Below are 21,045 nucleotides of genomic sequence, written 5' to 3' on the forward strand. Positions count from 1 at the left end.
TCGTTCAGGGTATAAAGACCCCCCCACCCCCGGGCAACGACCCGCTCGCGCAGCACATCGTCCTACTCGGGTGGGTAAGGCCAGCCTACCCACCCCCCCCGGGAGCGGGCACGGGCCGCCTGGGCCTGAGGGCGGCCGGCGCGAGCTTGGCCCCCCCTCTGAATTGACCACCCATTCTCTCTAAAGATGGTCGGCCCTAACGCTCATTTCATCAGGTGCTTGGCCACGGCGTCGTAGGCGGGCAGGGAGGTGGGATCGTTGGCGGCGTTCCCAGCCTGGGGATGCGACGAGAACCGGGCGATAACCATGCGGGCTTTCGGGTCGATATAAATCGCCTGGCCGTGCACGCCGCGCGCCATGAAGGCGCCGTGCTCGTTGTGGGACACCCACCACATGCCGCGGTAGCTCCATCCCTTGAGCAGGCCGTAGCCCGCCTTCTTGAACAGCTCCGTGTCGCCCCCGGCCCGAATGCGCGCGATCGCCGCTTGGGGCACCAGGCGGCGGCCGTTGATGACGCCGTCATCGAGCAGCAGCAGTCCGATCCGGGACAGGTCGCGCAGGCCGGCGTTGAGGCCACCTCCCGCGAAGGGCGTGCCGATGGAATCGACCGTGTAGTAGGCGTCCTGCTCGGCGCCCATCTTGCTCCAGATCCGCTCCGACAACAGGTCCGCGACGGATTTTCCGGTCACTCTCGCGATAACCCAGCCGAGCGCATCCGTGTTGATGGTCTTGTAGCCGAAGGCCGCGCCGTGCTCGCCGCTCTTCTGGACGGTTTCCAAATATTCGAAATAGCTGCGCGGGCCGGCATAGTCGGCCGGTTTGGGCAACGGATTGCCCGCGGCGCCGTAGACCCAGACGTCGGCCTTCGGATCCGCGTAGTCCTCGCTGTAACGCAGCCCGGTCGTCATATCGAGCACCTGCCGGACCGTCGCGTCGCCGAACGCGCTCTTGGCCAATTCGGGCACGATCGTACCGACCTTCGCGGTTTCGTCGATCGCACCGTCCGCGACGAGCATCTCTCCCAGCAGCCCGGTGAGCGATTTGGTGACCGACATCGCGCCATGTTGGCCGCCTTCGTCGAGGCACCCGGCATATCGCTCATAGACGATCACGCCGTCATGAAGGATGACGATGCCGTCGGTGTAGTTCGCGGCGAGTGAGGCACGCCATGTCATCTCGGTGCCGCCGCCGAGTGGAGTGAAGGTGACGTTGTCGATCGACGCGTCGATGTTGCGCTTGAACGGCAAGGGATCGCCCAGCCCGCGGCGCACTCCGATTGTCGGCATGAGCTGACGGAAATGGCAGACGGTCCAGCGCAATTTGGGGAAGCTGAAGTAATCGCTGTCGGTAAACCGGATGATCTTGTCGGCTGGCGGCGGGAAGCCGGTCATCCATCCAAGTGTGCGCGGATCGGAGGCTTCGGCCGACAACGCCGCGGCGTCCTCGGCCCCGGCGGTCGCAGGTCCCGCGAGTGCGCCGAAAGCGATGACAAACATTGGTGCCAGCGCACATGCGTGCGATCTTTTGGTGCCCAGGTCCGAAACCGCGGCACCCTCAGAAACTGACCACGACATTGACGAAACCTCCTGTCCACGTGGGCGGCGTCGCATCGCCGATCGAGGCGATGCCCGGCCCGGGGGATGAAAAGCTCAAGCCGCCGGTCAGGTAGGTATTGGGGTTCAGCTTGCGAATGTATTCGAGAAAAACGTCGTCTGCGAGATGCGGGCTTGTGACCCCGGTGATCAAGAAGGCGTTGTCGCCCACAACGACGAGACGGGTGGCCTGTCCGAATTGCAATGGGCTTAGCATTTCATTGGCGTTGATGGAGGAATAGCGCAGCGTCAGCGTATCGTCCGCCGTTGGCGTGACGCTCAGGCTCAATTGGTGCGCGTTGACGTTGGAGTTGATGAACACCATCGACGACTTCGATCCAGTCGACCAGGAGCTCGGCGTCCCCTCGAAATAGAGGGGGTCGAAACGCTCGAGCTCGGGTGTCGAAGGATCGTCGCCGGAAAATGTCTGGTACGAATAGGTTAGCGTCGGCTTCCAAGGGGTGTGCGCGAAGGTGTAGCCGATTTGGATGCGACCGCCCCAGGCCTGGAGATCGACGCTCGGGTTCCATTCATAAGCGAAATCGGCTCCGACGAATAAGGGCTCGAGAACGCCGTCCGCAAATGGATTGGTGCGCAAGTAGAGATTGATAAAACTCAGCCCGGCTCGGCCGTTCGCAATCAGGCTCGGCGGCCCTATCCCTCCCGGTGCGGCCTTCGGATAGGGAGCCGACGAATCCAGCACGTGCGCAACGGTCACCCCCGCGAACGCGCCTCGCGAGCCATCGTAGCGAACGTCGGCGCCGGCGATCTCCGTGAACGTATTGCTGCTCGGGACTTCATTGGGATCGATGTAAAATGCCGTAGCGGAAACGGCATTGGAGCGGGCACGTCCAAGAGCGGCGAACTCCCAGGCTTTGCGCGGACCGAGCTTGAGCGCGCCGCGCTCGAAACCGCTGGTTCCACCGTTGGCGAGCAGCATTCCGGTGCCGGCCTTGAATTCCCGCGGGCCGACGGAAAAATCCACGGAAGGCTCACCGGAATCGGCGGAGCGCAAACCGAGATAACCCTCTTCGAAAGTCGTCTGCGCGGTGTCGCCGGATTCAAAGGCATCAAATCCGCGGGTTCCGGATGTCACGGCGGAAAGCTTGCCATAAGCCATCAGGCCGTTGCCAAGCGGCGCGGAAAAGCTGATGCCGGGTTTGACGTAGCTCTCCAGCCAATTCTTGTTGGGCTCGAAAATCGCCGGCGGCGTTGTTACGCTGGCCAGATCCCAGAACAATTGCTGTTCGGCCACGGCATTCACGCCGGCTTCGATATGCGCTCGGACACTCAGCCCGCCAGTGCCGTAGAGACGCATCGGGTCTTGGGCATGTGCCGGGTAGGGAGCCAACACAAGGGTGACGAGCAAGGCGGCTTCTGCAACCGCCAGCCGGTGGCGACTTGTCGGTATCGGGGCAATCGCGTATCGCGAACCCGCGACCATTCGCTACCCTCCGGACCGCGTCCAACCATCAAGAAACCGTGTGAGATCGAGACACGCCAAGCATCGTCGCCTTCGTACCCCTGTACGAGAGCTTGATGGCTGCCGCCCGGATGTCAATCCGCGACGCCAGCTTCTTCGGTGGAATCGACGCAGAAGCGATGCCAAAAGACATTTTCGCTACAGCGCGGGGCCACACCATTGCCGGATTGGTGAGCCTTTTGGGCATCGGCAAATGGGGTGCCAATGGGGTTGAGTGGGAGGGACGAGAATGACCAAACTCAGAATCGGCGAAATCCAGCAGGACGCCACGGAGATCACCACGGACAATGCGAGGCACTTTCATGGTGGGCTGGGAGCGACGGTGCTCTCGGCGCTCGCAGTCCTGTTTTCGGCCTACAGCCTGTGGGATACGTCGCTCAAAAGCGCCGATCTGCGCGCCTACGTGCCGCGAGTTATTTACTACGCCGCTCCCTATCAGAACACGAACTTCGAGATGATCTCGATCCCGGTCACGATCGCGAACGATGGCGCCCAATCCGGTACCATCCTGCACATGGACCTCGCCGTCACCGACCCGCGAACCAAGCAGACGAAGCACTTCTATGCCGCCGAGTTCGGCGTCTGGTCCATGGAGCGCGCCCGCACGAAGAGTTTCACGGGCTTCGCCCCGATCGCGCTCGAAGGCCGTTCGAGCCGCACGGACTCGATTCTGTTCTACACCCGCGGCGAGGAAGAGAAGCCCGAACAGATTATCCGCGAGGTCGGACCCTACGAGTTCAAGCTCACCCTGACGCCCGCGGAGGGATCGAACGGTCTCGGCCTGAAGCAGGAGCCGAAACCCATCTCGGTCTCGTTCGAGCGCGTGCTGCCGTTCTACGATGCCCGGGCCTTCGAGAGCGGCACGATCTTCATGCATGCGAAGGACTGGCAGACGTCCAGCAACACGGCTTCGGATTAGGCCAACTCCACTCCGGATTAGGAGACGGACCGCATTGACTTAGAGCCGCGCCGGGCCATAGTTCGCCCCATCGGCCGCCCGGCGCGAGGATTCCTCAGTTCATGCACCGCAAGTTGACGATCGCCGCCGCATTCGCTGGCTTTCTGCTGGCGCTTGTCCCGGCTGCGCGCGCACAGCAGTCCGGTGGCTTCACGACGACCGCGCCGAACGCCATCCTGATGGATTACGCGTCGGGCTCGATCATCTTCCAGAAAGCGGCCGACCAGTTGATCCCGCCAGCGAGCATGAGCAAGCTCATGACGCTCGCGGTGCTGTTCAAGGCCTTGAAGGACGGCAAGTACAAGCCCGAGGACGAATTCAAAACGAGCGAGAACGCCTGGCGCACGGGCGGCGCCCCGTCCGGCACTTCGGCGATGTTCATTCCGATCAACACCTCGACGCCGATCAGCGAGTTGATCCAGGGCATCATCGTCCAGTCCGGCAACGACGCGTGCATCACGGTCGCGGAAAACATGGCCGGCTCGGTGGACAAGTTTGCGACGATGATGGAGGCGGAGGCCCGGCGCATCGGTCTCAAGAAGTCGACGTTTCGCAATCCGACAGGCCTGCATCATCCCGAACACCTGATGACGGCGCGCGAACTGACCCTGCTCGCGCGGTATCTCATCAAGGAGTACCCGGAGTACTACAAGATCTTCGGCCAGCGCGAATTCCAGTACCGCAAGCACAAGTTCTACAACCGCAACCCGCTGCTGCGAGAGGAAAACCTCGGCGTCGACGGCATGAAGACCGGCCACACGAAAGAGGCCGGCTACGGCATCGTGGTGTCCTCGATGAACGACGGCCGCCGCCTGATTGGCGTCATGGCCGGATTGCCGAACGAAAAAGAGCGCAAGTCGGAAACCCAGCGCATGCTGGAGTGGGGCGCCAAGAGCGTATCGCGCGCCAAGCTGTTCAATGCCGGTGAGGCCATCGGTTATGCGCGGGTCTGGGGCGGCAGCGATTTCTATGTCCCGCTGGGCGGCGAGGGCGATCTCGAAGTGATCCTGCCCAAATACCCGGTGAACCAAAAGATCCGCGGCGAGATCGTCTACGAGGGCCCGTTGAAGCCGCCCGTCCGCAAGGGCGATCAGGTGGCCATGTTCCGGGTCACGAGCACGGCGCCCGGCAGCAGCGAACCGATCGCCGTCAGCGAGACGCCTCTCTATGCCGAGCAGGACGTCGACGAGGCGAGCTTCGTCTGGCGCGGCGTCGATTCTCTCTTGCACCTCGCTTTGCGTGTTGTCCCGTCCCTGCGGCGCACGGCGTCACCCTGAGGGCAGACGCCCTGTAGATCGCGATGTGGTACAGCCCAAAACCCGCCGAAACATGCGGACGGCCACGCGTGCGTCTGGCGCAAAGGCCACGGCGGGCGCGATGCGTCCGCACGCACCTTCCATCCGGCCGGATCTGCCACTAGTGTCCGCCCCCAGAAAGGCCGAAAATGACACGTGGAAAATTCATCACATTCGAAGGCGGCGAGGGGGCGGGCAAGACCACCCAGGTCGCCCGTTTGGCCGAGCGCCTGCGCGCCGGCGGCATCGAAACCGTCATCACGCGCGAACCGGGCGGCACGCCGCTCGGCGAAAGCATTCGCGAGGTCGTGCTGGGCGCGTCTCCCGAACCGGTGACGGAGCTTTTGCTGTTTGCCGCCGCCCGCGCCGAGCACGTGGCCAAGGTGATCCGCCCCGCCTTGAAACACGGGACATGGGTCCTCTGTGATCGCTTCATCGACTCGACGCGCGTCTACCAGGGCCTCCTCGGCGGCGTGCCCGGCGACCTCATCGGCGCGATCGAAATGCACTCCGTCGCGCCGACGTTCCCCGACCTGACCTTCGTGCTCGACGTCCCGGCCGAGGAAGGCTTGAAGCGCACCGAAGCCCGAGGCGCGCTGACGCGTTTCGATGCCGAGCACGCGAGCTACCACATCAAGCTGCGCGACGCGTTCCGCCAAGCCGCCGAAGCCGAGCCCGAGCGCTGCGTGCTCATGGACGGCGGCCGCACGGCTGACGAGATCGCGGCCGACATCTGGCGCACGCTCTCCACGCGCTTCGTCGCCGGGGCGCGGACCTGATGGCTCGCGCGCCCGCTCTCCACGAGATCGAGGAATTTCCCGAGGCCGACCGTCTCGACGGCTTCGCGCACCCGCGCGCCACGCCGCGCCTTTATGGCCACGAACCCGCCGAGCGAACGCTGCAGTCTGCATTCGAGTCCGGCCGCATGCATCACGGCTGGCTGATCGCAGGCCCGGAGGGTATCGGCAAGGCGACGCTCGCGTATCGCTTCGCGCGCCATGCCCTGGCCGAGCCGGGCGAACGCCAATCGGATTCGCTCGATGTCGGCATGGAGACGCGCGCCGCACGCCAGATCCTTGCCCTGTCGCATCCGGGCCTGCTCGTCATTCGGCGCGCCTACGACATCAAGGCCAAACGCTTTCCCGCGTCCATCCCGGTCGACGAGGTTCGCCGTCTCAAGACCTTCCTCGGCCGGACCGGCGAGGACGGCGCCTGGCGCGTCGTCATCGTCGACCGCGCCGACGAGCTCAACGTGTCGGCCGCCAACGCCCTGCTGAAATCGCTCGAAGAGCCGCCGCCCCGCACGATATTTCTGCTGATCTCCTCGGCGCCCGGCCGGCTGCTCGTCACGCTGCGGTCGCGCGTGCGCATGTTGGACCTCGCGGCGCTCGAGGAAGAGCCGCTGCGGCGCGCCGTAAGCCAAGCCTTCGCGGCGAGCAATGAGGAGGTGGCGAGCGCCGCCCCGCAACCTTCCGAATGGGAGCGCTTGGCGGCCCTCTCGGGCGGCAGTGTGCGCCGCGTCCTCTCGCTGCATGCCGCCAAGGGGCTGGCGCTGCACGAGCGGATCATCAAGATCCTGGACGGTCTGCCGCAGATCGACTGGGGCGCCGTGCATACCCTCGGCGACGAACTGTCGGGCCAGGCGGCCGAGCAGCGTTATCAGCTGTTTTTCGAGCTGCTGATGGATGCCATCGCCCGGCTTGTCAGCGTCGAGGCGCGTGGGCAGGGCACCCAGGCGGAGATTGTCCGGGCCAGCCGGCTCATCGGCCCGCAGCGGCTTGCCACCTGGGCCGGCTTGTGGGAAAGAGTGGCCGCGGAGAAGGCCGATGCCGAGGCACTGAACCTCGACCGGAAGGCTCTGATCCTGAATGTCTTTTCGAAGCTCGACGCCGCCTCACGAGGTTGAGGCCGCGCCCGGCGGCCAGATCGCTAGACGAGATTGTCTGGCGAGAGCGCGATCCCAACGAGGTCCCTACGAGGCAGCATGAGCGGTCGAGAGAAATTCTACATCACCACCGCGATCTCTTATCCGAATGGCGCGCCGCACATCGGCCACGCCTACGAGGCGATCGCCACCGACGCCATCGCCCGCTTCGAACGCCTCGACGGCCGCGACGTCTTCTTCCTGACCGGCACGGACGAGCACGGCCTCAAGATGAAGCAGACGGCCGCCAAGGAAGGCCTGACGCCCCGCGCGCTCGCCGACCGCAATGCGGCGCGCTTCATCGAGATGGCGGAGCTGCTCGGTCTTTCGCACGACGACTTCATCCGAACGACGGAAGAGCGCCACTACGAGGCGTGCGCGGAAATCTGGCGGCGCATGGACGCCGCCGGCGACATCTTCTCGAAGAAGTACGGCGGCTGGTACTCGGTCCGCGACGAGACCTACTACAAGGAAGCCGAGACGGAAGTGCGCGAGGATGGCGCGCGCTACGCCACGCCGACCGGCACGCCCGTCGAATGGACGGAAGAGGAAACTTTCTTCTTCCGCCTGTCGGCCTATGAGGAGCGCTTGCTCGCCCACTATGAGGCCAACCCGGATTTCATCCTGCCGCCCGAGCGCCGCAACGAGGTCGTCAGCTTCGTCAAGGGCGGGCTCGAGGATCTCTCGATCTCGCGCTCGACGCTCGACTGGGGCATTCCGGTTCCCGGCGCCCCCAGTCACGTCATGTACGTGTGGGTGGACGCCCTCACCAACTACATCACCGCCACTGGCCTCCTGAACACACCGAAGGGTGCACGCGCAGATTTTTGGCCCGCCGACGTGCACGTCATCGGCAAGGACATCGTGCGCTTTCATGCCGTCTACTGGCCCGCCTTCCTGATGTCGGCAGGCATCGAATTACCGAAGCGGATTTTCTCGCACGGGTTCGTGCTGAGCAAAGGCGAGAAGATGTCCAAGTCGGTCGGCAATGTCGTCGATCCGTTCGACCTTGTGCGCGCTTACGGCCGCGATCAGGTGCGCTACTTCTTCCTGCGCGAAGTCATGTTCGGCCATGACGGCAACTATTCGCAGGAGGCGATCGCCAACCGCATCAACGCCGATCTCGCCAACAACCTCGGCAATCTCGCGCAGCGCTCGCTGTCGATGATCTTCAAGAACTGCGACGGCAAGATCCCGGAGCCCGGTGAGTATACCGCCGAGGACACCGCCATCTTGAGCGCAACCGACGCGCTCTATGCCGAAGTCCGCGCCGCCATGGATAAGCAGGCCGTCACCCGCTACCTCGACGCCGTCTGGAGCGTGATCGCGGACGCCAACCGCTATTTCGCCTCAGAAGAGCCGTGGGCGAAGAAGAAGACCGATCCGAAGCGCATGGAGACTGTTCTTTATGTGACGGCGGAAATCGTGCGCCAGTTCGCCATCCTGGCCCAGCCGGTAATGCCGGAACTGACCGCAAAGCTGCTCGACCTTATCTTGCCCGGCACGGGCGCCGATGAGCGCGCCTTCACGAAGCTTGGGCAAGCGGGACGTCTCGTACCGGGCACGCCGATCCCCGAGCCGCAAGGCGTTTTTCCGCGCTATGTCGATCCGGAGGAAGCGGCTAAGGCGTCCGCAGTGCCGCTCTCCAAGCCCAAAAAGGGTGGCAAACAAGGCGCGACTTAGCCATGCGCTCTTTTCCCTCTCCCCCTGGGGAGAGGGTTAGGGTGAGGGGGCTTGGACGAGACAGAAGATAGCGGTGGTCGCGTTCACAGCGCCCCCACACCCGGTAGCGATCTAGCGATCTCTACCGGCCTCTCCCCAAGGGGAGAGGCGAAGTACGGCGGAGCCAAGGATGCTTGTTGATCATCACTGCCACCTCGACTTCCCGGAGTTTGCACCCGATCTTGACGGCGTGGTCGCGCGTGCGAAAGCGGCGGGCGTGGGCACGATGGTGACGATCTCCACGCGCATCCGGAAGTTCGATCGGATCCGCGCCATCGCCGAGCGCTACGACGACGTGTGGTGTTCGGTCGGCACGCATCCGCACAATGCCGACGAGGAGCGCGGCATCCCCGCCAGCGAGATCGTCCGCCTCTCGCACCATCCCAAGGTCGTGGCCATCGGCGAAGCGGGCCTCGACTACTACTATAAGAAAGCGAGCCCCGAGGCGCAGGCTGAAGGCTTCCGCGCGCACATCGCCGCCGCGCGCGAAACCGGATTGCCGCTCGAAATCCACACGCGCGACGCGGACGCCGATACGCTCGCCCTCATCGAGGACGAACACAAAACCAACGGGCCGTTCCCCGGCGTGCTCCACTGCTACACTGGCGGCCCCGAGCTGGCGCGCCGCGCCGTCGAGCTCGGCCTCTACGTCTCGTTCACCGGCGTCATCAGCTTTAAGAAAACGGAAGCCCTGCAGGAGATCGCGCGCAATGTACCGGCCGATCGCGTGCTCGTCGAAACCGACGCGCCGTTCCTGGCCCCGGTTCCCTTTCGCGGCAAGACCAACGAACCGGCCTATGTCGTGCATACGGCGGCCGCGCTGGCGCATATTCGCGGCGTCTCGGCCGCGGAGATCGCGCAAACGACCACCGACAACTTTTTCAGGCTCTACACGAAGGCGCGGCGTCCGGCTTTGACGGAGCCCGCCCGCTCATGAGCATGCGCTTCACCATCCTCGGCTGCGGCTCATCGGGCGGCGTGCCGCGCATCGGCGCCATGTGGGGCAAGTGCGACCCGTCGAACCCCAAGAATCGCCGCCGCCGTTGCGCGCTGCTGGTGGAGCGCCGCGGCCCGGGTGGCGTGACGAGCGTGCTGATCGATACCCCGCCGGACCTGCGCGAACAGTTGCTGAGCGTGCGCGCCGAAGCGCTCGACGCCGTGCTGTTCACGCACGACCACGCCGACCACACGCACGGCATCGACGATCTGCGCATGGTCGCGTACGCCATGAAAAAGCGCGTGCCGTGCTATTTCGACGGGCCCACGCAGGAAAGCCTCATCACGCGCTTCGCGTATTGCTTCGTGCAGCCGGAGGGATCGACCTATCCGCCGATCCTCGTGCCGCGCCTCCTGACGCATGGTGAGACCGTCCGCGTGGACGGGCCGGGCGGTCCGATCGACGCGCTCCCCATCCGCCAGTTCCACGGCGACATCGAAACGATGGCGTTCCGCTTCGGCAACGTCGCCTATTCGCCGGACGTCTCCGCGCTGCCGCTGGATTCGCTGCCGCTGCTGGAAAATCTCGATCTCTGGATCGTCGACGCGCTACGCCATGAACCGCATCCGAGCCACTTTTCGCTCAAGGAAGCGCTCGCCCATATCGAACGCCTCAAGGCCAAGCGCGCCGTGCTGACCCACATGACGGGTGAACTCGACTACGACACGCTGAAGCGCAACCTTCCGGCGCACATCGAGCCCGCCTACGACAACATGGTCATCGAACTTTGACGGCCTAAGCCGGTTGTCTGTTGACGATCTGCCGAGCGACGGATCTCTTAACGCTCCAACGTCTGGTGGAAGACAGCTACCGCGTGAGCGCGATGAAACACCCGTGCGTTTACATTCTTGCAAGCAGGCCGCTCGGGACGATCTATGTTGGGGTCACAAGCAGCCTCCACAAGCGCATGGCCGAACACACGCAAGGCTTGATCGATGGCTTCACAAAAACATATGGCGTCAAGAGGCTCGTCTATTACGAAATGCACCCGATAATGACCGATGCAATCCGTCGAGAGAAGCAGCTGAGGGTCTGGCGTCGCAAATGGAAGATCAGGCTTATTGAGCAGTCGAACCCGGAGTGGCTCAATCTGTTCGACGAAACCAGTGGCGAAATACATTACGCACCGGCTGACGCTGTACGGCTATTGCGAGAAACGTCTTAAGACTGAAATGGAACTGGACCCTGACCTACGTCAGGGTGACGAAGCGGATGGGCGATCGTAGCGTTCCTGCTCAACGTCATCCTGGCGAAGGCGCTCAACGTCATCCTGGCGAAGGCCAGGATCCAGCCACGCCGAAACTAAGCATCGGTGCCGGCGGCGACCGGCTTGGCGGCCGATCCCGTCGCCGCGCGATAGCGCACCACCGCGCCGTTCTCGGTGGCGGACGCCAGCAGCAGGGGAAGCGCGAACGCGGCGACCGCGTCGGGCTCGGCGAGGTGCGCCTTATCTTCGCCCGGAAACGCCTTGGCACGCAGGCCGGTCCGCATCGGGCCCGGGTCCAGTAGCGAGACGCGCACGGGCGTGTTGACCACTTCCTGCGCATACGTCTTGCCGAGCGCTTCGAGCGCCGCCTTCGATGCCGCGAACGGTCCCCAATAGGCGGTCTCGGCTTGGGCCGCATCCGAGGTGACGAACAGCGCGCGCCCCGCATCTGACAGCTTGAGCAGCGGATCGAGCGTGCGGATCAACCGCCAGTTCGCATGTACGTTGATGTCGAACACGCTTTGCCAGGCGTCGGCGCTGATGTGCGGCAGGGGCGAGAGCGGGCCGAGAATGCCGGCCGCCGCGACCAGGATGTCGAGCTTGCGCCAGCGCTGAAAGAGAAGCGGGCCGAGTTGGTCCACGCGATCGCCCGCGCGAAGATCGAGGCGGAGGATGGTGGCCTTTCCACCCGCCGCGCGGATTTCGTCGTCCACGTCTTCGAGCGACCCGCCGGTGCGCGCCGTAATGATGACGTGTGCGCCTTCGCGCGCGAGCGCGACCGCCATCGAACGTCCCAGGCCCCGGGACGCGCCAGTGACGAGCGCAATGCGATCCTGAAAACGGGCGCGGGGTGCCATTGGAGCCTTTGGGACTGGTGAGTGAAGCCGGCTGGGAGGACTGTAAGCGCGGAAGGGCATCGGAGAGAAGCCCGGCTTTGCCTCTTAGTTTCCAATACGCCATCGGGAGCGGCGCATCGACGCCCGACCCGCGCGCGGGCGTGCGGCCAAAGACCGCCAGCGCTCGGGCCGTCGCCGGGCGTCGGCGAGATCCGATACACACGTCCGAAGGGAAACAGGGGCATTTGCGATTAGGGCGTGATGGCACTTTCCCCCTCCCCGTCATGGCGAAGCCATGCTCCGCGTCATGGCGTAGCCATGCTTCGCATGGGCGACGCGGGGAGGGGCAAGGGGTGGGGGGATGAGCTTGGAGCAATCGACTATCGGGGCTTGAAGACCTTCACCCCACCCCGCGCATCAAGCCTTCAGCATGATGCGCGACCCTCCCCGTCAAGGGGAGGGCGAACAGGCAAGCTCGTCCGATCGAAAATCCGATCGGGAAACGTCAGCCCACTTCCGCCAGCAGAGACAACTGACGCGTGCTGGCCTGGCCGTTCTGGTCGGTGAGTTCGGTCGGGTATTCACCGGTAAAGCAGTGATCGGTGAACTGCGGCGCGCGCCCATCGCGGCCCTCGTAGCCGACCGCGCGATAGATGCCGTCAACCGACAGGAACGCGAGGCTGTCCGCGCCCATGAACGCGCGCATGCCTTCGAGATCGTAGTTTGCGGCCAGCAGCGCCGTCTTGCTCGGCGTATCGATGCCGTAGAAGTCGGAATGCGTGATGGGCGGCGAGGAGATGCGCATATGCACTTCGCGTGCGCCCGCGTCGTACATCAGCTGTACGATCTTCTTAGACGTGGTGCCGCGCACGACGCTGTCGTCGATCAGCACGATCCGCTTGCCGCGGATGACACCGGCGTTGGCCGAGTGCTTGAGCTTGACGCCGAGCTGCCGGATGCGCTGCGAGGGCTCGATGAACGTGCGTCCGACGTAGTGATTGCGAATGATGCCGAGTTCGAACGGCAGCCCCGATTCACGGGCGAACCCGATGGCAGCCGGCACGCCCGAGTCCGGGATCGGCACGATCACGTCGGCATCGGCCGGTGCTTCGCGCGCGAGCTGCACGCCCATCTGCTGGCGTACGTCGTAGACCGAGCGCCCGCCGATGATGCTGTCGGGGCGCGAGAAGTAGATGTACTCGAAGATGCAAGGACGCGCCGGGCGGCGCGGATAGGGGCGATGGCTTTCGAGCCCGGCTTCCGTGATCACCACGACTTCGCCGTTCTCGACCTCGCGCAGGAATTCCGCGCCGACGATATCGAGCGCGCACGTCTCGGAAGCGAGCACGTAGGCGTCGCCCAGCCGGCCGATGACGAGCGGACGGATCCCGATCGGATCGCGCGCGCCGATCATCATGTCGTTGGTCAGCGCCACGAGCGACCAGGCGCCTTCGATCTGGCGCGTTGCCTCGACGAAGCGCTCGACCATGCGGCGCTTCTTTGAGCGGGAGAGAAGATGGAGGATGACCTCGGTGTCCGAGGTGGACGGAAAGATCGCGCCGGACTTGATCAGCTCTTCGCGCAGCGTGAGCGCGTTGGTGAGATTGCCGTTGTGCGCAACCGCGAAGCCGCCGGTGTCGATATCGGCGTACAGCGGCTGGACGTTTTTCAGCGCCGGTTCGCCGGTGGTGGAGTAGCGGTTGTGACCAACGGCCATCGAGCCTTTCAGCCGGTGAATGATGGCCGCATCGTTGAAGTTGTCTCCGACCAGACCGAGGTGCCGTTCGGAATGGAACTGCTGGCCGTCGTAGGAGACGATGCCCGCCGCTTCCTGGCCGCGATGCTGCAGGGCGTGCAGCCCGAGCGCTGTGATGGCTGCCGCGTCAGGGTGCCCGAAAACACCGAAGACCCCGCATTCCTCGCGCAGCCTGTCGTCGCCCATCTTAGACAGGCCGAAATCCGGAAAAGGGTCGTGCTCGTCTCCGAGCGACCGGTCGTGCGTCATGGCTGCCTCCCGCTAAAGCATCCGCCGCAACTGGACTACGCAAGTGTCACGCAACGGGTGCTTGCCGCACGCCACAAAGGGACCGAAGTTGCCCTGCCGTTGCATGCGCGGAATATATGATAATCGCCGGACCGTTAAAGAGGTTTGTTGCAACTGTCGCGTATCTGTCGCGGGCTATTGCGCCGGCGGCTCAGTCGGCTCCTGCGGCGGCTCTTCCTTCGGCTGCGAAAGCGACGTCGGCATATAGGTTTCCAGCGTCCCGCGGATCACATTGCCCGTCGAGCGGATATACGGCGTCGACAGACCATCGCGCACCCAAGGCAGGTGATTCTGCTCATCCGGTACGAAAGACGCATAGAACATATAGGGAATGACGACGAGCAGGAAGCCGCGCGCAAGCCCGAAGACGAAGCCCAGGATGCGGTCGATCATGCCGACGCTGCTGTCGAGAATCGCGTCCGAGATTCGCGACGTGATCAGGTGCACGATGATGAGCACGATCAGGAAGATCACGGCGCCGATGGCGATCTGGGCCACGGCCACCTGAGTGCCCATCTGGGCGGCCATGTCTTCGGCCACCTTCTTGTAATTCAATACGAAATACAGCGTCGCGCCAGCGGCCGCGATCCATGACAGGATCGACATCAGCTCGCGCGTCAGCCCACGGTACATCGCGAGCAGCGCAGAGATGAAGCAGATCGCCAGCACGGCGGCGTCGAGATACGTGAGCGGCCCGATCATGGCCCTAAGCTCCTCGGATAGGTCAGCGACAGCGGAAAGGTTGAGAGTCCCCGTCGTTTCAGTCGCATGGGCCGAGCGCCTCCGCAAGCTCCTTGAGATGGCTGATCCGGCGCAGCTCGAGCCGGTTGGTCTCGCTTACGGCTTCGCCGCCCGCCGGCATGACGGCCTCGCCGAACCCGAGTTTCGCCGCTTCCTTGAGGCGCAGCCCGGTGTGCGGCGCTGCGCGCACCGCGCCCGACAGCGAGATCTCGCCAAAGTAGATCTGCTTCGGGTCCAGCGTCCGGTTGCCGAGCGAGGCCAGCAGCGCCGCCGCCGCCGCGAGATCGGCCGCCGGCTCGACGATGCGCAGCCCGCCCGCGACATTGAGGTAAACGTCATGGTGCGAGAACGAGACCCCGCATCGCGCTTCGAGCACCGCGATCAGCATGGCGAGCCGGCTCTGCTCCCAGCCGACCACGGCGCGCCGCGGCATCCCGAGACCTGACGGCGCGACCAGCGCCTGGATCTCGACCAGGATTGGCCGCGTCCCTTCCATGCCGGCGAACACCGCCGTGCCGGGCGCGTGCGCATCACGTTCGCCGAGGAACAGCTCCGACGGGTTCGCCACCTCGCGCAGGCCCGAGCCCACCATCTCGAACACGCCGATTTCATCTGTCGCGCCGAACCGGTTCTTGGTCGCGCGCAGGATGCGATAGCTGTGGCCCCGGTCACCCTCGAACGAAAGCACGGTGTCGACGACATGCTCGATGGCTTTCGGGCCTGCGATCTGGCCGTCCTTCGTCACATGGCCGACGAGCAGCAGCGCGCATCCGGCCGTCTTCGCATAACGAACGAGCGATTGCGTCGCGGCCCGGACCTGGCTCACGGACCCGGGCGCGGCCTCGAGCGCGTCGGACCACAGGGTCTGGATCGAATCGACGACGACGAGATCGGCGCGCTTCTCGGAGGCGAGGGTCGCGAGAATGTTGGTGAGGCTCGTTTCCGCGGCCAGCGCCACCGGCGCGTCGGCAAGACCAAGCCGCGCCGCGCGCAGCCGCACCTGGGCGGATGCTTCCTCGCCCGAAAAATAGATTGCCCGACGCCCGCTTCGACCCAGCGCTGCCGCGAGTTGAAGCAGAAGCGTCGATTTGCCGATGCCCGGCTCGCCCGCGATCAGCAGCACGGACCCCGGCACGATGCCGCCGCCCGTGACGCGATCGAGCTCCGGCATGCCGGTGAGAAAGCGTGGTGCTTCCTCGGGTGCACCAGCCAGCGTTTCGAGGCGCAGCGCTTTGCCTTTGGTTGCGCCAACGATCCCCGATCCCGGCGGCGCTGCCGCCGAGCCTGCTTCTTCGGCGATGGTGTTCCATTCGCCGCACGAGGCGCACTTGCCCGCCCAGCGCGAGGCGACCGCCCCGCAGCTCTGACAGACGAAACTCGATTTTGCGGCCTTGGCCATCTAAGCCCCTCCGACGTAGCGGCGCGCAAAACGCGCGCCCAACCGCGTCAGCACCTCGTAGCCGATGGTGCCGGCCGCGCGTCCCATCGCTTCGATAGTAAGGCCCGGCCCGATGAGCATCGCGAGATCACCGCGGCGCACGTCGCCCGAAACATCGGTGACGTCGACCGTAATCAGATCCATCGAAACCCGCCCGACGATCGGCGCGCGCTGGCCGGCGACCATGACGACGCCACCGGCTTTCTTTGATGACGCGCTCAAGCCCCGCGCGATCCCGTCCGCGTATCCCGCCGCGACGATGGCCACCCGCGTTTTCCGCGCGGCGACCCAAGTGCCGGAGTAGCCGACGCTCTCTCCGGCTTTGACGGTGCGAACCTGAAGAATGCGCGCGGCGACCGTCACGACCGGATTGACGGGCGTCGCGCCGCCGCGAAACGCCTGGCCGCCGTAGAGCGCATAGCCCGGCCGCACGAGATCGAAATGGAACGGCGCTCCCAGCATCAGCCCATCCGAAGCCGCGAGGCTCGCGGGCGCCGCGGGGAGGGACGCGCGGCGCCGGTTGAAGGCGGCACGCTGGCGCGCATTGAGGGGATGATCGGGATCGTCGGCGCACGCGAGATGGCTCATGACGAGGCGAACGTCGAGCGCGCCGATGCGCTCAGGCGCGTTGGCCAGAAGCTTCACGTCGCTGCCGCTCAATCCCAGTCGATTGAGACCGGAATCGACATGCAGAGCAGTCGGCAAACGCCGCCCGGCCTCACGCGACAGCGCACCCCATTCCTCGATCTCGTCGAGACCGGACAGAACAGGCGCAATGTCGGCTGCAATCAAAAGCCGAGCCGATCCCGGCAGCAAACCATCGAGCGCGAACAGCCGCGCGTCCGGCACCCACACCCGCGCCGCGCAGGCTTCTTCTGCCGTCGCGACGAAGAACGTGCGGCACCCGGCCTTTGCCAGCGCTGGGATGACCTCCGCGGCGCCGAGCCCATAGGCGTCCGCCTTGACCACCGCGCCGCATTCGGCCGGCGCCACGAGCGCGGCAAGCGCGCGCCAGTTGGCGGCGATGGCATCGAGATCGACGGTGATGACACCCGTCGCCTCCGACGGCAGCGCAAACCCGCTCATGGTTTGGCCGCGCTTCTCCCTCTCCCTATTGCCCTTGCAATGGGGAGAGGGTCGGGGTGAGGGGCAGGGAAGCCACCGCGCAAGCGGCCGCCTCTCACCTCATGCAGGAGGCATGGCTCTGTCATGACCCTCTCTCCGTAAGGACGGGGAGAGGGGAATTCGGCGCGACTGCTCACTCGCACCGCTCGGGAAGCTGGAACTCGCGGATGATGCTGTTCAAGCGGCCTGCCTCCGCTCGGCGTCATCCCGGCGCAGGCCGGGACCCACGCCAATCTCAAAGCGCACGACGGCAGCGGATTGCGCAACAGGGCCGATGAGAGCAAAAAATGCACGTCAAACCGCTGCGCCCGCGTGGACCTCACTCGAACCGCTCGGGAAGCTGGAACTCGCGCGCGAGATTGCCGAAGCGCGTGTACTGGCTTTCGAACGCGAGCTGCACCGCGCCCACGGGGCCGTGACGCTGCTTGCCGATGATCACCTCGGCCTTGCCGCTGACAGCCATCATCTGCGTCTGCCAATCGTTGAACTCCGCCGTCCCCTCGCGCGGCTTCTGCCGCTCGACGTAGTATTCCTCGCGAAACACGAACATGACAACGTCCGCGTCCTGCTCGATGGAGCCCGATTCACGCAGGTCAGAGAGCTGAGGCCGCTTGTCCTCGCGCTGTTCCACCTGACGCGAGAGCTGCGAGAGCGCCACGATCGGCACCGCGAGCTCCTTGGCCAACGCCTTGAGGCCGGTGGTGATTTCGGTGATTTCCTGGACGCGGTTGTCACCCTTCTTGGACGATCCGCTGAGCAACTGAAGATAGTCCACGATCAGCAGGTCGAGACCCTTCTGACGCTTCAGCTTGCGCGCACGGGCCGCAAGCTGCGCGATGGAGATGCCGCCCGTCTGGTCGATGTAAAGCGGCGCGCGGCTCATTTCCTGCGATACGGCGACGAGCTTGCGGAACTCGTCCTCGGTGATCATGCCGCGCCGGATCTTCTCGGACGGGACTTCCGCCTGCTCCGACAGAATACGTGTCGCGAGCTGTTCGGCCGACATTTCGAGCGAGAAGAAGCCGACCCGCCCGCCGTCGACGGTTTTCTCGGTCCCGTCCGTCTGCGTCTCGGAGCGGTACGCCTTGGCGACGTTGTAGGCGATGTTGGTGACGAGCGCCGTTTTGCCCATCGACGGGCGTCCGGCGAGAATGATCAAGTCCGAGGACTGCAGTCCGCCCATCTTGTTGTCGAGGTCCGACAGCCCGGTCGCGAGGCCCGACAGATGTCCGTCCCGCTCGTAGGCGGCGTTGGCCATGTCGATGGCGTGCGTCAGCGCCGTGCCGAAAGCCATGAAGCCCTGGCCGTACTTGCCGCGCTCGGCAAGATCGTAAAGCCGGGTTTCCGCTTCCTGGATCTGGCTGTCCGGCGGAAAGTCGATCGGCGCGTCGTAGGCGGAATTGACGATATCCTCGCCAAGCACGATCAGCGAGCGGCGCACGGCGAGATCGTAGACCGTCCGGCCGTAATCGTGCGCGTTGATGATCGACGTGGCGTTCGCGGCGAGCCGCCCGAGATACTGCGGAACGGTCAGATGCTCGTCGATCGGATCGGCCGAATCGAAGAACGTCTTGAGCGTGATCGGGGTCGCCTGCTTGCCGGCCTGGATCATCTTTCCGGCCGTCTCGAAGATCTGCCCGTGCAGCGGATCGAAGAAATGCACCGGCTCCAGGAACGACGAGACCCGGTCCATGGCCTCGTTGTTGATGAGGATCGCACCGAGGAGCGCCTGCTCGGCCTCGATGTTGTGCGGAACTTCGCGGAACTGCTGCGGGTCGGCCGCGCTCGCGGCGTCGCGCAGTTGGTCGGTTTGGAGAAGTGCGGTGTTTGCCATGCGCGGAACCTAAACCAGCGCCCCGAGTCGCCCTAGGCCATCCCCAGTCTCTCCCCGTTACCCACACGCCAAAAACTTACGCCTTGTCTGAGGCGAATCGGCGTCTAGAAAATGCGTGGGCTGCACAACTCGAGCGCGGTGGCGGGCCGGACAAAAAAGTGGCCGGAAGCATGCGCTCCCAGCCACCAATGACTGTCAAATCGACCGCCGTGAAACGTCGGCTTAGGACGCCTCGGTCTCGTCGTCCTCGGCCGGAGCTGCGCCCTCTTCGAAGGCGTCATCCGGCTTGAACGTCTCGATCTCGGGAGCTTCGTCCTTGACCATCGTCACGTCCTCGCCGCGCGCCTGCTTCTCGGCTTCCTCGTCCGAGCGGGCGACGTTGAGAGAAACGCGGACGACGACTTCCGGATGCAGCGCGACCGTGATGTCGTGCAGGCCGAGCGTCTTGATCGGGCGATCGAGCACCACCTGGCGGCGATCGACCGTGAAGCCGCCGGCCGTGATGGCGTCCGCGATGTCACGCGTCGAAACCGAGCCGTAGAGCTGGCCCGTATCGCCGGCCGAGCGAATGGCGATGAACACCTTGCCTTCGAGCTTGGTGGAGATGCCCTCGGCTTCCTTCTTGTGCTCGAGGTTGTTCGCTTCGAGCTGGCTGCGCTGGCTCTCGAACACGGCGAGGTTGTCCTTGGTGGCGCGCAGGGCCTTCTTCAGCGGCAGAAGGAAATTGCGGGCATAGCCGTCCTTGACGTTGACGACGTCGCCCATCTGGCCGAGGCGGCCGATGCGTTCGAGTAGAATGACCTGCATGAAAAGAGCTCCTTTGAGATGATCAAGAGTTGGGGTGAAGCGGAGGGGCGGGCGGCGCCGACGAGCGGGCCCGCAAGTGAAGGACGGTTTCGGCGAGACCGAGAATGGCCACCACGATCCAGATCCAGACGTTGACGACGATCAGCGAGCCGTAGAGCGCCCAGAGCGCGAACGGACGCCACGGCTGCGCGCGCGTCGTGTAGTGAATGATGGCGAGGCCAAGCAGCAGGTAGGCGAGGAACAGACCGCCCGCCATGGCCGAGGCGACGAGGCCCGGATAGCCAGGAAGCATCAGTCCGAGCAGCAGCACGCCGAACGCCAGCGGCGTGCCGGCGGGATAGGTGATGGCTGAGAGATCAGGCCACGGCCGTACGAGCTGGCCCGATGCCAAGGTCACGCGGCCGGCGAGCCACAGGTTGAACAGCAGGCTCGACATCCACGAGAGCGCGGACGCTCCGGGCAGAATGGACAGCGCGACATCCGCCAGCGCGGAGATCTCGGCTTCGCTGAGCTGCACCGGCGGCTGGCTCTCCGGCAGTCCCGCGGGCAGCGCCTGCTTGATGACGTCGCCGAGCGCGCGGCGCAATTGATCGAGATCTTGGCCAAGCAGCGCCAGCGTGCCGATCGCCATGATCCCCGCCAGCACGGCAGCCCAGATCACAACCCGGCCGGGCGGATACCAGTCGAGGGCAGGGGCGTCGTCGTCGGTGTCGGCAAGGTGGCCAGCGTCGTCGGCGGGCCGGCTGAGCATGGCGAGATAGGTGAGGACGGCCATTGGCGCGGCCTGCGTCAGCGCGAAAGCCGCGGCGACGGCAGGCGTCGAGAACACGAATACGAGCGCCGTTCCAACGGCGCCCGCGAGCACAGCCGTGCGCCAGCCCCAGCCGAGACCGGCCAGCGCGATGGCGAGCGGCGTAATGAAAAGAAGGAGAAACCGGACGAACAGCGGACCGGCGGTCGCGGAGGCGAAAACCACCGCCGCGACCAACCCAAGCCCGAGTCCAATGAGAGACGTAGATCTCATTCGTAGCTGTCCCGCATC

Annotated in this window: 19 protein-coding genes; 9 read left to right on the forward strand and 10 right to left on the reverse strand. The window is 65.0% G+C overall.

The genetic code is table 11. The features are described from left to right. Window positions 1-203: 203 nt before the first annotated feature. A complete protein-coding gene (locus ACTIFK_RS14900; RefSeq protein WP_439543873.1) occupies window positions 204-1,496 on the reverse strand; it encodes a serine hydrolase domain-containing protein in 1,293 nt (430 codons plus the stop codon). Window positions 1,497-1,554: 58 nt separating this feature from the next. Next, the gene (locus ACTIFK_RS14905) at window positions 1,555-2,961 is read right to left on the reverse strand and encodes an alginate export family protein (protein ID WP_439543874.1); all 1,407 of its coding nucleotides are present in this window, start codon (window positions 2,959-2,961) and stop codon (window positions 1,555-1,557) included. Between the two features lie 170 nt (window positions 2,962-3,131). Between ACTIFK_RS14905 and ACTIFK_RS14910 the strand changes: the two genes are divergently transcribed. The 9 genes from ACTIFK_RS14910 to ACTIFK_RS14950 all read left to right on the forward strand — a co-directional run bounded on the left by ACTIFK_RS14910 (window position 3,132) and on the right by ACTIFK_RS14950 (window position 11,136). Further along, window positions 3,132-3,308 carry a hypothetical protein gene (locus tag ACTIFK_RS14910; protein WP_439543875.1) on the forward strand — a complete coding sequence of 59 codons (177 nt, stop codon included), beginning with the start codon at window positions 3,132-3,134 and terminating at the stop codon, window positions 3,306-3,308. Continuing rightward, on the forward strand, window positions 3,305-3,994 hold the full coding sequence (locus tag ACTIFK_RS14915; protein ID WP_439543876.1) for a hypothetical protein: 690 nt from the start codon (window positions 3,305-3,307) through the stop codon (window positions 3,992-3,994). The genes ACTIFK_RS14910 and ACTIFK_RS14915 overlap by 4 nt, the downstream gene beginning before the upstream one ends. Before the next feature lie 101 nt (window positions 3,995-4,095). Next, the gene (locus tag ACTIFK_RS14920) at window positions 4,096-5,310 is read left to right on the forward strand and encodes a D-alanyl-D-alanine carboxypeptidase family protein (protein ID WP_439543877.1); all 1,215 of its coding nucleotides are present in this window, start codon (window positions 4,096-4,098) and stop codon (window positions 5,308-5,310) included. A gap of 167 nt (window positions 5,311-5,477) precedes the next feature. After that, a complete protein-coding gene (tmk, locus tag ACTIFK_RS14925; RefSeq protein WP_439543878.1) occupies window positions 5,478-6,107 on the forward strand; it encodes a dTMP kinase in 630 nt (209 codons plus the stop codon). Then, a complete protein-coding gene (locus ACTIFK_RS14930) occupies window positions 6,107-7,234 on the forward strand; it encodes a DNA polymerase III subunit delta' (RefSeq protein ID WP_439543879.1) in 1,128 nt (375 codons plus the stop codon). Before tmk ends, ACTIFK_RS14930 begins: the two co-directional genes overlap by 1 nt. A gap of 78 nt (window positions 7,235-7,312) precedes the next feature. After that, entirely contained in the window at window positions 7,313-8,935 is a 1,623-nt protein-coding gene (gene metG, locus ACTIFK_RS14935) for a methionine--tRNA ligase (RefSeq protein ID WP_439543880.1), read from the forward strand. Between the two features lie 169 nt (window positions 8,936-9,104). After that, window positions 9,105-9,911: a TatD family hydrolase gene (locus tag ACTIFK_RS14940; RefSeq protein WP_439543881.1), complete on the forward strand. Its 807-nt coding sequence runs from the start codon at window positions 9,105-9,107 to the stop codon at window positions 9,909-9,911. Next, window positions 9,908-10,702 (forward strand): MBL fold metallo-hydrolase, encoded by a 795-nt coding sequence (locus ACTIFK_RS14945; protein WP_439543882.1) that lies wholly within the window; start codon window positions 9,908-9,910, stop codon window positions 10,700-10,702. The genes ACTIFK_RS14940 and ACTIFK_RS14945 overlap by 4 nt, the downstream gene beginning before the upstream one ends. Before the next feature lie 65 nt (window positions 10,703-10,767). After that, complete coding sequence (locus ACTIFK_RS14950; protein ID WP_439543883.1) at window positions 10,768-11,136, forward strand: GIY-YIG nuclease family protein; 369 nt, start codon at window positions 10,768-10,770, stop codon at window positions 11,134-11,136. 137 nt (window positions 11,137-11,273) lie between these two features. Here the strand turns inward: ACTIFK_RS14950 and ACTIFK_RS14955 are convergent, their stop codons facing one another. From ACTIFK_RS14955 to ACTIFK_RS14990, 8 genes are all read right to left on the reverse strand, one after another. Then, on the reverse strand, window positions 11,274-12,035 hold the full coding sequence (locus ACTIFK_RS14955) for an SDR family NAD(P)-dependent oxidoreductase (protein WP_439543884.1): 762 nt from the start codon (window positions 12,033-12,035) through the stop codon (window positions 11,274-11,276). A gap of 484 nt (window positions 12,036-12,519) precedes the next feature. Further along, complete coding sequence (purF, locus tag ACTIFK_RS14960) at window positions 12,520-13,956, reverse strand: amidophosphoribosyltransferase (protein ID WP_439543973.1); 1,437 nt, start codon at window positions 13,954-13,956, stop codon at window positions 12,520-12,522. Window positions 13,957-14,193: 237 nt separating this feature from the next. Further along, the gene (locus ACTIFK_RS14965) at window positions 14,194-14,760 is read right to left on the reverse strand and encodes a CvpA family protein (protein ID WP_439543885.1); all 567 of its coding nucleotides are present in this window, start codon (window positions 14,758-14,760) and stop codon (window positions 14,194-14,196) included. A gap of 58 nt (window positions 14,761-14,818) precedes the next feature. Continuing rightward, a complete protein-coding gene (gene radA / locus ACTIFK_RS14970; RefSeq protein WP_439543886.1) occupies window positions 14,819-16,198 on the reverse strand; it encodes a DNA repair protein RadA in 1,380 nt (459 codons plus the stop codon). After that, entirely contained in the window at window positions 16,199-17,323 is a 1,125-nt protein-coding gene (gene alr / locus ACTIFK_RS14975; RefSeq protein WP_439543887.1) for an alanine racemase, read from the reverse strand. Window positions 17,324-17,681: 358 nt separating this feature from the next. Continuing rightward, complete coding sequence (locus tag ACTIFK_RS14980; RefSeq protein ID WP_439543888.1) at window positions 17,682-19,196, reverse strand: replicative DNA helicase; 1,515 nt, start codon at window positions 19,194-19,196, stop codon at window positions 17,682-17,684. Between the two features lie 222 nt (window positions 19,197-19,418). Further along, window positions 19,419-20,003, reverse strand: coding sequence for a 50S ribosomal protein L9 (gene rplI / locus ACTIFK_RS14985; protein ID WP_439543889.1), 585 nt, complete (start codon window positions 20,001-20,003; stop codon window positions 19,419-19,421). A 22-nt stretch (window positions 20,004-20,025) separates the two neighbouring features. Beyond that, complete coding sequence (locus tag ACTIFK_RS14990) at window positions 20,026-21,027, reverse strand: DUF2232 domain-containing protein (protein WP_439543890.1); 1,002 nt, start codon at window positions 21,025-21,027, stop codon at window positions 20,026-20,028. Window positions 21,028-21,045 lie beyond the last annotated feature (18 nt).

The sequence above is a fragment of the Hyphomicrobium sp. genome (assembly GCF_051860585.1).
Lineage (GTDB): Bacteria > Pseudomonadota > Alphaproteobacteria > Rhizobiales > Hyphomicrobiaceae > Hyphomicrobium_C.

Bases quoted from the DNA above. Each gene is read 5' to 3' on its own strand.
- ACTIFK_RS14900 (WP_439543873.1), bottom strand. From the start codon at position 1,496: ATGTTTGTCATCGCTTTCGGCGCACTCGCGGGACCTGCGACCGCCGGG.
- ACTIFK_RS14910 (WP_439543875.1), top strand. From the start codon at position 3,132: ATGGCTGCCGCCCGGATGTCAATCCGCGACGCCAGCTTCTTCGGTGGA.
- ACTIFK_RS14915 (WP_439543876.1), top strand. From the start codon at position 3,305: ATGACCAAACTCAGAATCGGCGAAATCCAGCAGGACGCCACGGAGATC.
- ACTIFK_RS14920 (WP_439543877.1), top strand. From the start codon at position 4,096: ATGCACCGCAAGTTGACGATCGCCGCCGCATTCGCTGGCTTTCTGCTG.
- tmk (WP_439543878.1), top strand. From the start codon at position 5,478: ATGACACGTGGAAAATTCATCACATTCGAAGGCGGCGAGGGGGCGGGC.
- ACTIFK_RS14930 (WP_439543879.1), top strand. From the start codon at position 6,107: ATGGCTCGCGCGCCCGCTCTCCACGAGATCGAGGAATTTCCCGAGGCC.
- metG (WP_439543880.1), top strand. From the start codon at position 7,313: ATGAGCGGTCGAGAGAAATTCTACATCACCACCGCGATCTCTTATCCG.
- ACTIFK_RS14940 (WP_439543881.1), top strand. From the start codon at position 9,105: ATGCTTGTTGATCATCACTGCCACCTCGACTTCCCGGAGTTTGCACCC.
- ACTIFK_RS14945 (WP_439543882.1), top strand. From the start codon at position 9,908: ATGAGCATGCGCTTCACCATCCTCGGCTGCGGCTCATCGGGCGGCGTG.
- ACTIFK_RS14955 (WP_439543884.1), bottom strand. From the start codon at position 12,035: ATGGCACCCCGCGCCCGTTTTCAGGATCGCATTGCGCTCGTCACTGGC.
- purF (WP_439543973.1), bottom strand. From the start codon at position 13,956: ATGGGCGACGACAGGCTGCGCGAGGAATGCGGGGTCTTCGGTGTTTTC.
- ACTIFK_RS14965 (WP_439543885.1), bottom strand. From the start codon at position 14,760: ATGATCGGGCCGCTCACGTATCTCGACGCCGCCGTGCTGGCGATCTGC.
- radA (WP_439543886.1), bottom strand. From the start codon at position 16,198: ATGGCCAAGGCCGCAAAATCGAGTTTCGTCTGTCAGAGCTGCGGGGCG.
- alr (WP_439543887.1), bottom strand. From the start codon at position 17,323: ATGAGCGGGTTTGCGCTGCCGTCGGAGGCGACGGGTGTCATCACCGTC.
- ACTIFK_RS14980 (WP_439543888.1), bottom strand. From the start codon at position 19,196: ATGGCAAACACCGCACTTCTCCAAACCGACCAACTGCGCGACGCCGCG.
- rplI (WP_439543889.1), bottom strand. From the start codon at position 20,003: ATGCAGGTCATTCTACTCGAACGCATCGGCCGCCTCGGCCAGATGGGC.
- ACTIFK_RS14990 (WP_439543890.1), bottom strand. From the start codon at position 21,027: ATGAGATCTACGTCTCTCATTGGACTCGGGCTTGGGTTGGTCGCGGCG.